This is a genomic window from Pseudomonas sp. SWI7 (assembly GCF_006351945.1).
In the GTDB taxonomy this organism is placed as follows: domain Bacteria; phylum Pseudomonadota; class Gammaproteobacteria; order Pseudomonadales; family Pseudomonadaceae; genus Aquipseudomonas; species Aquipseudomonas fulva.
The window spans coordinates 363,749-377,293 of the sequence record NZ_CP040930.1 but is presented as its reverse complement, the minus strand read 5'-3'; the positions used below and the strand labels follow the sequence as shown (position 1 = coordinate 377,293).

The following is a 13,545-nucleotide window of genomic DNA, read 5'->3' as shown; positions in this document are numbered from 1 at the left end:
AATGAACGATCACAACAACAGCATCAACCCGGAAACCGCCATGGCCACCACCACCATGACCATGATCCAGGCCCTGCGCTCGGCCATGGACATCATGCTCGAGCGCGACGATAACGTGGTCGTGTATGGCCAGGACGTCGGTTACTTCGGCGGCGTCTTCCGATGCACCGAGGGCCTGCAGAACAAGTACGGCAAATCGCGGGTGTTCGATGCCCCGATTTCCGAAAGCGGCATCGTCGGCACGGCGGTGGGCATGGGTGCCTACGGCTTGCGGCCGGTGGTGGAGATTCAGTTCGCCGATTATTTCTATCCAGCCTCGGACCAGATCGTGTCGGAAATGGCGCGGCTGCGTTACCGCTCTGCTGGCGAGTTCATCTCGCCGCTGACCCTGCGCATGCCATGTGGCGGGGGCATTTATGGTGGCCAGACCCACAGCCAGAGCCCGGAAGCGATGTTCACCCAGGTGTGCGGGCTGCGCACCGTCATGCCGTCCAACCCCTATGACGCCAAGGGGCTGCTCATTGCCTCGATCGAGTGCGATGACCCGGTCATCTTCCTTGAGCCCAAGCGCCTGTACAACGGCCCCTTCGATGGCCACCACGACCGTCCTGTGACGCCATGGTCCAAGCATCCCCAAAGCGCCGTGCCCGACGGTTACTACACCGTGCCCCTGGACAAGGCAGTGGTAACCCGGCCCGGCAACGACGTCACGGTCCTCACCTATGGCACGACGGTCTATGTCGCCCAGGTCGCGGCCGAAGAGACAGGCGTCGATGCCGAGGTGATCGACCTGCGCAGCCTGTGGCCGCTGGACCTGGAAACCATCGTCGCCTCGGTGCAGAAGACCGGCCGCTGCGTGGTGGTACATGAGGCCACGCGAACCTGCGGGTTCGGCGCCGAACTGGTCGCGCTGGTGCAAGAGCACTGCTTCCATCACCTGGAGGCGCCCATCGAACGCGTAACCGGTTGGGACACGCCCTACCCCCATGCACAGGAGTGGGCGTATTTCCCAGGGCCATCGCGGGTGGGTGCGGCATTGAAAAAGGTCATGGAGGTCTGAATGGGCACGCATGTCATCAAGATGCCGGACATTGGCGAAGGCATCGCGCAGGTTGAGTTGGTCGAGTGGTTCGTCAAGGTGGGCGACCTGATCGCCGAGGATCAGGTCGTGGCCGATGTCATGACCGACAAGGCCACGGTGGAGATCCCCTCCCCGGTCAGTGGCAAGGTTATGGCCCTGGGCGGCCAGCCTGGTGAAGTGATGTCGGTTGGCAGCGAGCTGATCCGCATCGAGGTCGAGGGCAACGGCAACCATGTGGACGCCCCGCAGGCCAAGGCCGCCGAAACACCACCTGCCAGCGAAGCCCCCAAGCAGGCTGCACAGGAACAACCCGCGCAGGCCACGCTGACGCCCCCGGCCAACCGCCCGGCCGCACCGCTGGCGCCCCGCCAGGCCAGCGACAAACCCCTCGCCTCGCCCGCGGTGCGCAAACGCGCGCTGGATGCCGGCATCGAGCTGCGTTATGTGCATGGGAGCGGCCCTGCCGGGCGCATCCTGCATGAAGACCTCGATGCCTTCCTCAGCCAGCCCCAACGCACCGGTGAGCAAGCGCCAAGCGGCTACGGCAAGCGCACCGACAGCGAGCAAGTCCCGGTAATCGGCTTGCGGCGCAAGATCGCCCAGCGCATGCAGGACGCCAAACGGCGCGTGGCCCACTTCAGCTACGTCGAAGAAATCGACGTCACTGCTCTCGAAGCGCTGCGCCAGCAGCTCAACGGCAAGCACGGCCAAGACCGCGGCAAGCTCACCCTGCTGCCGTTCCTGGTCCGTGCGCTGGTCGTGGCACTGCGTGATTTTCCACAGATCAACGCTACGTACGATGACGAAGCACAGGTCATCACCCGCCATGGCGCGGTGCACGTCGGCATCGCGACCCAAGGGGACAACGGCCTGATGGTGCCGGTGCTGCGCCATGCCGAGGCAGGCAACCTGTGGGCCAATGCAGCGGAAATCGCCCGTGTGGCCAATGCCGCTCGCACCAACAAGGCCAGCCGCGAAGAACTGTCGGGTTCGACCATCACCCTGACCAGCCTCGGCGCACTGGGCGGCATCGTCAGCACGCCAGTGGTCAACACTCCGGAAGTGGCCATCGTGGGCGTCAACCGCATGGTCGAGCGGCCCGTGGTCATCGACGGCCAGATCGTGGTGCGCAAGATGATGAACCTGTCCAGCTCGTTCGACCACCGTGTGGTCGATGGCATGGACGCCGCGCTGTTCATCCAGGCCGTGCGAAGCCTGCTGGAACAACCCGCCTGCCTGTTTGTGGAGTGAGCATGCAACCGATCATCGAAACCACGCTGCTGATCATCGGCGGCGGCCCCGGCGGCTATGTGGCCGCCATCCGCGCCAGCCAGCTGGGCATACCTACGGTCCTGGTCGAAGGGCAAGCGCTGGGCGGAACGTGCCTGAACATCGGCTGCATTCCGTCAAAAGCCTTGATTCATGTAGCCGAGCAGTTCCATCAAGTCACCCGGTTTGCCGAGGGCTCCCAACTTGGCATCCGCGTAGCCTCCCCCGAGCTGGACATTCATCAGAGCGTTGCATGGAAAGACGGTATCGTCGACCGGCTGACCACCGGTGTAGCCGCCCTGCTGAAAAAGCACGGGGTCAAGGTCATCCAGGGCTGGGCGAAGTTGCTCGACGGCAAGCACGTGGAGGTCGACGACCAGCGCATCCGCTGCGAGCACCTGTTGCTGGCCACGGGCTCGAGCAGCATTGAGCTGCCCATGCTGCCGCTGGGGGACGCCGTCATTTCATCGACCGAGGCACTGACGCCCACTACGGTGCCGCGCCATTTGGTGGTGGTCGGTGGCGGATACATCGGTTTGGAACTGGGCACTGCGTACCGCAAGCTGGGTGCGCAGGTGAGTGTGGTGGAGGCCCGCGAACGGGTGTTGCCCACCTACGACGCCGAGCTCACCGCCCCCGTGGCCGAGTCGCTGAAAAAGCTCGGCATCGCCGTTTACCTCGACCACAAGGTGGAAGGCTATGAGCAAGGCACGCTGGTGGCCCGCAATAGCGAAGGCTCGCCCCTGCGCCTTGATGCCGACAGGGTACTGGTAGCGGCCGGCAGGCGCCCGCGCACCCAAGGTTTTAACCTCGAATGCCTGGACCTGCGCATGAATGGCGCGGCGATTGCCATCGACGCGCAGTGCCAGACCAGCATGCGCAACGTGTGGGCCATTGGTGACGTGGCGGGCGAGCCGATGCTGGCGCACCGGGCGATGGCCCAAGGCGAAATGGTCGCCGAACGCATCGCTGGCAAGCCACGTCGCTTCGAGCCGGCTGCGATCGCTGCGGTGTGCTTCACCGACCCGGAAGTGGTCGTCGCTGGCCTGACCCCTGATCAGGCGGTGGCGCAAGGGCTGGACTGCATCGTGGCGCAATTCCCCTTTGCCGCCAACGGGCGGGCCATGAGCCTGGAGTCCAAGACGGGGTTTGTGCGGGTGGTGGCACGCCGCGACAACCACCTCGTGCTGGGTTGGCAAGCGGTAGGCGTGGCTGTCTCCGAACTGTCCACTGCCTTTGCCCAGTCATTGGAAATGGGCGCGCGGCTGGAAGATGTGGCAGGCACGATTCATGCCCACCCAACCCTGGGCGAGGCGGTCCAGGAGGCCGCCCTGCGCGCGCTGGGCCACGCACTGCACATCTGACCCTTGCCGCAGCCTGGGTCAGCCAGGTCATTGGGCGACGGCGTTCTTGCCTGCGCCCTTTGCCCGGTAAAGCGCCTGATCGGCGCGCGCCAGCAGACTGTGCGGGTCGTCGTCTTCGCGCCACTGCACCACGCCGTAGCTCAAGGTCAATCGACACTCGCCAATGGGCTCCAACTGCGCTACCACCTCGCGCAGTTGTTCGGCGCAGGCGCAGGCTTGCTCCAGGCTCGTCTGGGCCAGGACCAGGACAAATTCATCACCCCCCCAACGCGCCAGCAAGTCGGTAGTGCGCTGGCGTGAGCGCAATGCCTCGGCTACGCGAACCAAGGCGGCGTCCCCCTGCGCATGGCCGTATTGGTCGTTGATAGGCTTGAAGTCATCCATGTCCATGGCGATGATCGACAGCGGCTGGCGAAAGCGCTGAGCCCGCTCGCACTCCTGCTTGAGCACATTCTCCAACCGATAGCGGTTGGCGATGCGCGTCAGGGAATCACGCTCGGCAAGCTCGCGGTTTTCGTCCAGTTGGCGCTGGAGCTGCTCGTTCACCCAGGACAATTCGCGCGTGCGCTCGGCGACCAGGCATTCCAGCGATTGGTTGCGCCGCTCAAGCTGCGCCAGTTGCCGCTTGCCGCTGTCGATGTTGCGATGGGCACCCAGCATGCGTGCCACCGAGCCGTCCGGATTGCGTGCAATGACGTACCCACTGTCCTCGACCCACAGGTAGCTGCCGTCGGCGCAGCGGCACCGGTACTCGACCAGGTAACGCTCGTTGCGCTGATGGATGTAGGCATCGAAGTGGGCCATGACACGCTGGAAATCGTCGGGGTGGATCAACCGCTCCCAGGTCAATACCGAGTTTTCCTGCGAGTGAGGCCCATAGCCAAGCATGAGGTACCAGCCAGGATTGCGATAGACATAACCCGTGTTGGCATCCCAGTCCCAAATACCGTCGCTGATCAGGTCATAGAGCGTGTGCAGCTGCTCCTGGGTAAAGCCCGTGGGCACGGGGGTGACGTGCTGGTTCATGCAAACTCCTGGATAACCAGCAACTGCGCCCCAGTCCAAGGGCTGCTGAAGGTGGACAGAGACGGCGCGCGCCCAGTGAGGGTGGCCTTTGACGGGGCAAGCATAGGGGTACGGGCGTAGGGCTGAAATACGTCTTAAGGCGTAGATTTGTAACGGGCGATTGGCGCAGGAGAACGGAGTGCTGGAGGCACTGGGGAGAAATGGCGTCCCAGGCAGGATTTGAACCTGCAACCTTCCCCTTAGGAGGGGGATGCTCTATCCAATTGAGCTACTGAGACACAACAACTGGCAGCAGGCGCTGCTCAGCGGGACGGCGTGCATGTTAACCAGCGTGTCGCCGTTTGTCATGTGTTGGAGTGCCATTTGAGCGTAATCCTTTTCCGCAGCCCTAGTTAGCCTGGATAACGCCCTCTTCTCGCAACACGCCCAGCAAGGCCTCCACTGCCGTGGACAGCGTAGTCGAGTTGTCCACCGTTCGTACGCCATCGTCGGCCGCATCACTCAAGCTGACATGCCGAGCCAGGCGCTGGTCGATCTCGGCTTGAGTCTCCCGGCCGCGGGCCTGCAGGCGTTGACGCAGGATATCGAGACTGACGTCCACACGGATGGCCAGCAAGTCAGGGTAGCGGATACGCGCCTGAGCCAGGTGACCGCGCGAGCCGTTTACCAGCACCGACCTGCCCTGCGCTAGCCACTCGTCTATCTGCCGGGGGATACCGTACTGCAACCCATTGGCCTGCCAATGCATGGCGAATGCGCCTTGCAGCTTCATCCGTTCGAACTGCTCGGCATCGACGCCTACTGCGGCCTCCCCTTTGGCCTCAGGCGAGCGTGTGATGACTCGACGGGCGATTTCGACACGCGCTGCCGCCAGCTGCGGTCGGGCAGCGTCGATCAATGAGTCTTTGCCCGCGCCAGACGGTCCGATCAACAGAATCAGCTTGCCTCTAGGCGGCGAAACGCAGCTTGCATCATGGTGCATTGCCACTATGCTCTCTGGTTAAGAACCTGTGCGTTTGACGCTACTTTCGGCGCAGGTTTCAGGTTTTTTGCAGGATTCGCGGGGATACGTCTGACGTGAGGCCGCTATTGGACATGGGAAAATTTTAACCAGTGCTCATTTCTGATAATTGGTACTGGCATAAAGCCTTTATGAAGATCACTATTTGTCACAGAATTGACGCCAAGGAAACGGCAGCATTTAGGCAAGATGAGCGTCCATCTGCACAACCGGTTGAACATTTTGGCGATAAGGCGGTCGTATTTCCACCCCGCGCGGCCAATTTGAGAACCGCTTCCCCTGAACCAAAATCTGGTCAATTTATATGCGCCCAATGAAACAGGCTATTTATTCGAGCCGCACTGCTGACAAGTTCGTCGTTCGCCTGCCAGACGGGATGCGTGAGCGCATCGCCGAGGTAGCACGCAACCACCACCGCAGCATGAACTCGGAGATCATTGCACGCCTGGAGCAGAGCCTTATCCAGGAAGGTGCCCTGGGTGAGGAATTGAGCATGCGCCTGGACAGCCCTGAACTGTCGTTGCACGAACGCGAACTGCTGCAACGCTTCCGCCAGCTCTCCCATCGCCAGCAGAATGCGCTGGTTGCCCTGATTGCCCATGACGTGGAAATGGCCGCCGACGCTTCCTGACGCAAACCTTTGCTGTCACCCACAAAAAAGCCAGCTGATGCTGGCTTTTTTGTTTTAAGGGGTAGCCGCTTATCTGCCATCTATCACCCAGGCAGGCCAGGCGTTACGCAAGGCGTAACGCCCCGAGCCGTTAGAGCAGGAACACCGTGGCGAGCCCCAGGAAGATAAAGAAGCCGCCGCTGTCGGTGACTGCGGTGATCATCACGCTCGACCCCATTGCCGGGTCGCGCCCCAGCCGCGTCAAGGTCATCGGTATCAACACGCCCATCAGGGCCGCGAGCAGCAGGTTCAAGGTCATCGCGGCTGTCATTACCAGGCCCAGCGACCAGCTGCCATAGAGCCAGAAGGCCACGGCACCGATGACGCCACCCCATATCAATCCGTTGATCAAGGACACCGCCAGCTCTTTGCGCATCAGGCGCGAGGTATTACCGGGAGATACCTGGTCAAGGGCCATGGCGCGCACAATCATGGTGATGGTCTGGTTGCCGGAGTTGCCACCGATGCCCGCCACGATCGGCATCAGCGCAGCCAGGGCAACCAGCTTCTCGATGGACCCTTCGAACAAGCCGATCACCCGGGATGCGACGAAAGCGGTGATCAGGTTCACGGCCAGCCACGCCCAACGGTTGCGCAGCGAACGCCAAACCGACGCGAAGATGTCCTCTTCTTCGCGCAGACCGGCCATGTTTAGCACTTCGCTCTCACTCTCTTCGCGAATCAGGTCGACCATTTCGTCGATGGTCAGACGACCGATGAGCCGATCGCTCTTGTCCACGACCGGTGCCGATACGAGGTCATAGCGCTCGAAGGCCTGGGCTGCGTCGTAGGCGTCTTCATCGGGGTGGAAGGACACAGGATCGGTGGCCATCACGTCGGCCACTTGCTTGTCCGGGTCGTTGACCAGCAGGCGCTTGATCGGCAACACACCCTTGAGAATGCCATCGTGATCGACCACGAACAGCTTGTCGGTGTGGTTGGGCAATTCCTTGAGACGGCGCAGGTAACGCAATACCACTTCCAGGCTGACGTCTTCACGGATGGTCACCATCTCGAAGTCCATCAGCGCGCCGACTTGTTCCTCGTCATAGCTCAGCGCAGAGCGTACGCGCTCGCGTTGCTGGGCATCGAGAGTTTCCATCAGCTCGTGGACCACATCCCGTGGCAACTCAGGTGCCAGGTCGGCCAGCTCGTCGGCGTCCATTTCCTTGGCGGCGGCCAACAGCTCGTGATCGTCCATGTCGGCGATCAACGACTGGCGCACGGCGTCTGACACTTCAAGCAGAATGTCGCCGTCACGATCCGAGCGCACCAGCTGCCAGACCGTCAGGCGGTCTTCGAGGGGCAAGGCTTCGAGGATGTAGGCGATATCGGCGGGGTGCAGGTCATCGAGCTTGCGCTGCAACTCGACGAGATTCTGCCGGTGGACGAGGTTTTCTACCAGGTCGTTGTGCGCACCCTCCTGGCGGTGGGTGACATCTTCGACCAGGCGCTGGCGCTGAAGCAGGTCAACGACCTGGGACAGGCGGTCCTGAAGGCTTTCTTGCGCTTTCTTTACTTCTACTTCAGTCATAGGCGAACTCCACTCCCAGCCGCGGAGCACGCCGGGGGAATCAATCGATTAGATCTATCTGTACGAAACGGTTTGGGGAGTAACTACTGGGTAAGTCCATGGTGGTAATCCACAAGCCCCGGCGGGGCTGACGGGCGCAATCATACACTGCTCAAGCTGACAGATCGCTTAAATTTTTGGCTATAACAATCGTTTGCGCGTCATTGCTCTGACAACGCATGAAACCATCGGTGCAATGGCATTGCGCCAGCTGGGTGTGCGCCCTGCCAAGGGCTTGGCATGCAGGCACAGAGCGCCTTAGCCGTATGTAAAACGTAGGGCGTAGGGCGTAGGGCGTATAAGCGATTGGGTGTACAAACCCTGGAAAAACAAAAAGCCCGCTCAATGAGCGGGCTTCCTGTTTGGGTATGGCGGACTCAGCAGGATTCGAACCTGCGACCGCTCGGTTCGTAGCCGAGTACTCTATCCAGCTGAGCTATGAGTCCGTTAGGTAGTTTTAGACCAGATTACCACTGGTTTTTGAAGCAGCCTTGATAACAAAACCACTTCGAAAGTGGCGGACTCAGCAGGATTCGAACCTGCGACCGCTCGGTTCGTAGCCGAGTACTCTATCCAGCTGAGCTATGAGTCCGTTTGGTAGTTTTAGACCAGGTTACCACTGGTTTCTTGAAACAGCCTTGATAACAAAGCCACTTCAAAAGTGGCGGACTCAGCAGGATTCGAACCTGCGACCGCTCGGTTCGTAGCCGAGTACTCTATCCAGCTGAGCTATGAGTCCGTGTCTTGCCGCGCATTATAGGTTGCTGAAACATTTTTGCAAGAACTTTTTCGTTTAAAATCAACTACTTAGCGTTCTTACAACTTACAGCAACCTAAGCGAATAATGGCGGTGAAGGGGGGATTCGAACCCCCGATACCCTTATGAGGTATACTCCCTTAGCAGGGGAGCGCCTTCGGCCACTCGGCCACCTCACCGCAACACGAGGCGAATATTAAACAGGTTCTTCCTCGTCTGCAACCCTTTTTTTGAAAAAAACTTCAAAAGAATTAAAGGCTTGGCTCCTCGTCCTTCTCGTTCTTGATCCGCAGGTAGATTTCCTCGCGGTGAACAGCCACTTCTTTTGGCGCGCTGACGCCGATACGTACCTGGTTGCCTTTGACGCCGAGCACCGTCACGGTGATCTCGCCATCGCCAATGATCAGGCTCTCCGCACAGCGACGAGTCAGAATCAACATAGCTTTCTCCTTACGCAAAACATTCAGGGGTAACAGTCTTTTGGGGTTTCAGCCCAGTCGTGGACGCCGACACGGGCTGTAATGCTTAATACACAGGCCTGGACGGAGCCTGCGCAACGAGCAGAAACGCGAAGGGCGCGGCAAGCCGCGCCCTCCCAGGCAGGGCCTTACTCGCTCTGTCGAGCCGGGGCGTCGAGCTCGAAGGCGGTGTGCAGGGCGCGCACCGCCAGTTCCAGGTACTTCTCCTCGATCACGACCGATACCTTGATCTCAGAAGTGGAGATCATCTGGATGTTGATGCTCTCTTTGGCCAGCGCTTCGAACATGCGGCTTGCAACGCCGGCGTGCGAACGCATGCCCACACCGACGATGGAAACCTTGGCGATCTTGGTATCACCGATCACTTCGCGGGCACCGATCTCGCGCGCGGTGTTCTGCAGCACGCTCTGGGCCTTCTCGTATTCGTTGTGCTGTACGGTGAAGGTGAAATCGGTGGTGTTATCGTGCGCCACGTTCTGCACGATCATGTCCACTTCGATGTTCGATGCACTGATCGGGCCGAGAATCTTGAACGCCACGCCCGGATTGTCCGGTACGCCGCGGATGGTCAGCTTGGCTTCATCACGGTTGAAGGCGATACCGGAAATGATCGGCTGTTCCATGGATTCCTCTTCATCGATGGTAATGAGGGTACCCGGACCCTCCTTGAAGCTGTGCAGCACGCGCAGCGGGACGTTGTACTTGCCGGCGAATTCCACCGAGCGGATCTGCAGCACCTTTGAACCGAGGCTGGCCATTTCCAGCATCTCTTCGAAGGTGATCTTCTCCAGGCGTCGTGCCAGCGGCACGACGCGAGGGTCAGTGGTATAGACGCCATCGACATCGGTGTAGATCTGGCATTCCTGCGCCTTGAGCGCAGCGGCCAGGGCAACACCCGTAGTGTCGGAGCCACCTCGGCCAAGGGTGGTGATATTGCCGTGCTCATCCACACCCTGAAAGCCCGCCACCACTACCACGCGCCCGGCCTTGAGGTCAGCGCGGATTTTCTGGTCATCAATTTGCAGGATGCGCGCCTTGTTGTGCGCACTGTCGGTCAGGATGCGCACCTGGTTGCCGGTGTACGACACGGCAGGTACACCGCGCTTGGTCAATGCCATGGCCAACAGCGCGATGGTGACCTGCTCGCCCGTGGACACGATCACATCCAGTTCGCGCGGAACCGGATGCTCGCTGATCTGCTTGGCCAGGTCGATCAGTCTGTTGGTTTCGCCGCTCATGGCAGACAGCACGACCACCAGGTCGTCGCCTGCCTCACGGTGCTTCTTGACCTTGTCGGCTACCTGCTCGATCCGCTCGATGGAACCGACAGAGGTGCCGCCAAATTTCTGTACGATCAACGCCATTTCAATGGTGCCTCAGCCCATACAGGGCCCCAAAAAACAATCCAACCTGAAGGGCAGGAAAACTCACCCCAGCAGGGCCATGAACGCCAATCGCGCTCAAGCCACCCTGCCCTTCATCTCAAAGTCCCTGCTCTGCGAACGGCACGGCCAGCGCCAGGGCCTGATCCAGGGCCGCGACGTCGACGCCGCCACCCTGCGCCATGTCCGGACGCCCGCCGCCCTTGCCACCCACTGCCGCAGCGGCTTGCTTCATCAGATCGCCAGCCTTGAGTTGGCTGGAGAGGTCTTTGGTCACGCCGGCCACCAGCACGACCTTGCCCTCATGCTCGCTGCCCAGCAGGATCACTGCATGGCCGAGCTTGTTCTTAAGCTGATCGACCAGGGCGAGCAAGGCCTTGCCATCCTGCCCGTCTACACGGGCGGCAAGCACCTTGGCACCCTTGACCGCCACAGCCGCGTTGGAGAGATCATCCCCGGCGGCACTGGCGGCCTTGGCCTGCAGCTGCTCGAGCTGCTTCTCCAGCTGGCGGTTGCGCTCGAGCACAGCCGACAGCTTGTCGATCAGGTTGTCGCGGTTACCTTTGACCAGTTGCGCAGCTTCCTTGACCTGCTCCTCGGCAGCGTTCAAATATGCCAGCGCAGCGGCACCGGTCACGGCCTCGATACGACGCACGCCCGACGCCACGCCGCCTTCGCTGATGATCTTGAAGACACTGATGTCGCCTGTGCGCTTGGCATGAATGCCCCCGCACAGCTCCACCGAAAAGTCGCCACCCATGGTCAGCACGCGCACCGTATCGCCGTATTTCTCGCCGAACAGGGCCATGGCACCCTTGGCTTTGGCCGTCTCGATGTCGGTCAACTCGGTTTGCACAGGCGTGTTGCGGCGCACTTCGCGGTTGACGATGTCTTCCAGCGCCTTCAGTTGCTCAGGCTTCACCGCTTCGAAGTGGCTGAAGTCGAAGCGCAGGCGTTGGCTGTCCACCAGCGAGCCTTTCTGCTGCACATGCTCGCCCAGCACCTGTCGCAAGGCTTCATGCAGCAGGTGGGTCGCCGAGTGATTCAGGGCGGTGGCGTGCTGCACGTCGGCATCGACCTTGGTCTGTACCGGAGAGCCTATGACCAGCGCACCGGTGGCGACCACACCGTGATGCAGGAAGGCGCCACCGGTCTTGGTGGTGTCCCGCACGTCGAAGCGCGCCGAACCTGCCTGGATGTAACCGGAGTCGCCCACCTGGCCACCGGACTCGGCGTAGAACGGGGTGCGATCGAGCACGATCACACCTTCCTGGCCTTCGCCCAGTTGGTCCACAGGCTGGCCATCGTGGTACAGCGCGATGATCCTGGCCGAGGCTTCGGTGGCCTCATAACCCAGGAACTCGGTCGCACTGTCGACCTTGACCAGGCTGTTGTAGTCCATGCCGAACGCGCTGGCAGAGCGTGCACGTTCGCGCTGGGCTTCCATTTCACGCTCGAAACCGGCCTCGTCGATGGTGAGCTCGCGCTCACGGGCGATGTCGGCCGTCAGGTCCATGGGGAAGCCGTAGGTGTCATAGAGCTTGAACACCACATCGCCCGGCACCACGCTGCCCTGCAACTGGGCCAGGTCCTGCTCGAGAATCCGCAGACCCTGCTCAAGTGTCTTGGCGAACTGTTCTTCTTCGGCCTTGAGCACACGTTCGATGTGCGCCTGCTGGCTACCCAACTCCGGGAACGCTTCACCCATCTCGGCGACCAGCGCGGCGACGATCTGGTAGAAGAAGCTGCCCTTGGCGCCCAGCTTGTTGCCGTGACGGCAAGCACGACGAATGATGCGGCGCAGCACATAGCCACGGCCTTCGTTCGAAGGCAACACGCCGTCGGCAATCAGGAAGCCGCAGGAGCGGATGTGGTCGGCCACCACTTTCAGCGAGGCCTGCCCCTCGTTGGTGCAACCGATGGCCGTGGCCGCCGCTGACAGCAGGTTCTGGAACAGGTCGATCTCGTAGTTCGAATGCACGTGCTGCAGCACGGCGCTGATGCGCTCCAGGCCCATGCCGGTATCGACCGACGGCGCCGGCAGCGGGTGCAGCACGCCGTCGGCGGTACGGTTGAACTGCATGAACACGTTGTTCCAGATCTCGATGTAACGGTCGCCGTCTTCTTCGGGCGACCCGGGCGGGCCACCCCAGATGTCTGCGCCGTGGTCATAGAAGATCTCGGTGCACGGCCCGCATGGGCCTGTGTCGCCCATGGTCCAGAAGTTGTCCGACGCGTAGGGTGCGCCCTTGTTGTCGCCGATGCGGACCATGCGCTCGGCCGGCACGCCCACTTCCTTGGTCCAGATATCGTAGGCTTCGTCGTCGGTGGCATAGACCGTGACCCAGAGCTTGTCCTTGGGCAGGTTCAGCCACTTCTCCGACGTCAGAAAGGTCCAGGCGAAGGTGATGGCGTCGCGCTTGAAATAATCACCGAAGCTGAAGTTGCCCAGCATTTCGAAGAAGGTATGGTGACGTGCGGTGTAACCGACGTTTTCCAGGTCATTGTGCTTGCCACCGGCGCGCACGCACTTCTGGCTGCTGACAGCACGGGTATAGGCGCGCTTCTCCGCTCCGAGGAAACAGTCCTTGAACTGGTTCATGCCGGCATTGGTGAACAACAGGGTCGGGTCGTTGTTCGGAATCAGCGAACTGGACGCGACTCGGGTATGCCCCTGTTCTTCGAAGAAGCGAAGGAAGGCTTCACGGATTTCTGCGCTTTTCATAGGATCTTCCACGGAAACGGCGGCCCATCAGGGCAAAGCGTCGACGAAACGACGGCAAAGGGCCGCATTATATCGGGCCTGCAGGCTTGGTGCAGTGAGTTTGTGCTATTGAAATGGCCGAATCGGCTATTGGCAGCGTCAAACGCATCAATCATTCATCACGCCTGATGCTAAATCCCCGGCTTCCCAACTGGCAAC

General features: G+C 61.0%; 10 protein-coding genes and 5 tRNA genes. 4 read left to right on the top strand and 11 right to left on the bottom strand.

What is annotated here, in order from left to right:
- Position 1 precedes the first annotated feature (1 nt).
- The 3 genes from FH041_RS01795 to lpdA are packed head-to-tail and all read left to right on the top strand — an operon-like array spanning position 2 to position 3,714.
- The gene (locus tag FH041_RS01795) at positions 2 to 1,060 is read left to right on the top strand and encodes an alpha-ketoacid dehydrogenase subunit beta (protein WP_027915928.1); all 1,059 of its coding nucleotides are present in this window, start codon (positions 2 to 4) and stop codon (positions 1,058 to 1,060) included.
- Complete coding sequence (locus FH041_RS01790; RefSeq protein ID WP_027915927.1) at positions 1,061 to 2,332, top strand: dihydrolipoamide acetyltransferase family protein; 1,272 nt, start codon at positions 1,061 to 1,063, stop codon at positions 2,330 to 2,332.
- A 2-nt stretch (positions 2,333 to 2,334) separates the two neighbouring features.
- Positions 2,335 to 3,714 (top strand): dihydrolipoyl dehydrogenase, encoded by a 1,380-nt coding sequence (gene lpdA, locus FH041_RS01785; protein ID WP_059183742.1) that lies wholly within the window; start codon positions 2,335 to 2,337, stop codon positions 3,712 to 3,714.
- Between the two features lie 27 nt (positions 3,715 to 3,741).
- Here the strand turns inward: lpdA and FH041_RS01780 are convergent, their stop codons facing one another.
- The 3 genes from FH041_RS01780 to phnN all read right to left on the bottom strand — a co-directional run bounded on the left by FH041_RS01780 (position 3,742) and on the right by phnN (position 5,722).
- Entirely contained in the window at positions 3,742 to 4,740 is a 999-nt protein-coding gene (locus FH041_RS01780) for a diguanylate cyclase (protein WP_028688021.1), read from the bottom strand.
- Between the two features lie 201 nt (positions 4,741 to 4,941).
- Positions 4,942 to 5,018 (bottom strand) — tRNA-Arg (locus FH041_RS01775).
- A 110-nt stretch (positions 5,019 to 5,128) separates the two neighbouring features.
- Positions 5,129 to 5,722, bottom strand: a complete 594-nt coding sequence (gene phnN / locus FH041_RS01770; protein WP_049695616.1) for a phosphonate metabolism protein/1,5-bisphosphokinase (PRPP-forming) PhnN — start codon at positions 5,720 to 5,722, stop codon at positions 5,129 to 5,131.
- 343 nt (positions 5,723 to 6,065) lie between these two features.
- Here phnN and FH041_RS01760 point away from each other — a divergent pair, with 343 nt between their 5' ends.
- Positions 6,066 to 6,392 carry an Arc family DNA-binding protein gene (locus FH041_RS01760; RefSeq protein ID WP_027915923.1) on the top strand — a complete coding sequence of 109 codons (327 nt, stop codon included), beginning with the start codon at positions 6,066 to 6,068 and terminating at the stop codon, positions 6,390 to 6,392.
- Between the two features lie 130 nt (positions 6,393 to 6,522).
- Here the strand turns inward: FH041_RS01760 and mgtE are convergent, their stop codons facing one another.
- The 8 genes from mgtE to alaS all read right to left on the bottom strand — a co-directional run bounded on the left by mgtE (position 6,523) and on the right by alaS (position 13,347).
- Entirely contained in the window at positions 6,523 to 7,965 is a 1,443-nt protein-coding gene (gene mgtE / locus FH041_RS01755; RefSeq protein WP_023533822.1) for a magnesium transporter, read from the bottom strand.
- A gap of 408 nt (positions 7,966 to 8,373) precedes the next feature.
- Positions 8,374 to 8,450: transfer RNA gene (locus FH041_RS01750), tRNA-Arg, on the bottom strand.
- Between the two features lie 69 nt (positions 8,451 to 8,519).
- A tRNA-Arg gene (locus FH041_RS01745) sits at positions 8,520 to 8,596 on the bottom strand.
- Between the two features lie 70 nt (positions 8,597 to 8,666).
- A tRNA-Arg gene (locus FH041_RS01740) sits at positions 8,667 to 8,743 on the bottom strand.
- A gap of 106 nt (positions 8,744 to 8,849) precedes the next feature.
- Positions 8,850 to 8,940, bottom strand: a tRNA-Ser gene (locus FH041_RS01735).
- A 72-nt stretch (positions 8,941 to 9,012) separates the two neighbouring features.
- Complete coding sequence (gene csrA / locus FH041_RS01730; protein ID WP_023533771.1) at positions 9,013 to 9,201, bottom strand: carbon storage regulator CsrA; 189 nt, start codon at positions 9,199 to 9,201, stop codon at positions 9,013 to 9,015.
- A 167-nt stretch (positions 9,202 to 9,368) separates the two neighbouring features.
- On the bottom strand, positions 9,369 to 10,604 hold the full coding sequence (locus FH041_RS01725) for an aspartate kinase (protein WP_023533761.1): 1,236 nt from the start codon (positions 10,602 to 10,604) through the stop codon (positions 9,369 to 9,371).
- 118 nt (positions 10,605 to 10,722) lie between these two features.
- On the bottom strand, positions 10,723 to 13,347 hold the full coding sequence (gene alaS, locus FH041_RS01720; protein ID WP_027915921.1) for an alanine--tRNA ligase: 2,625 nt from the start codon (positions 13,345 to 13,347) through the stop codon (positions 10,723 to 10,725).
- Between the last annotated feature and the right edge of the window lie 198 nt (positions 13,348 to 13,545).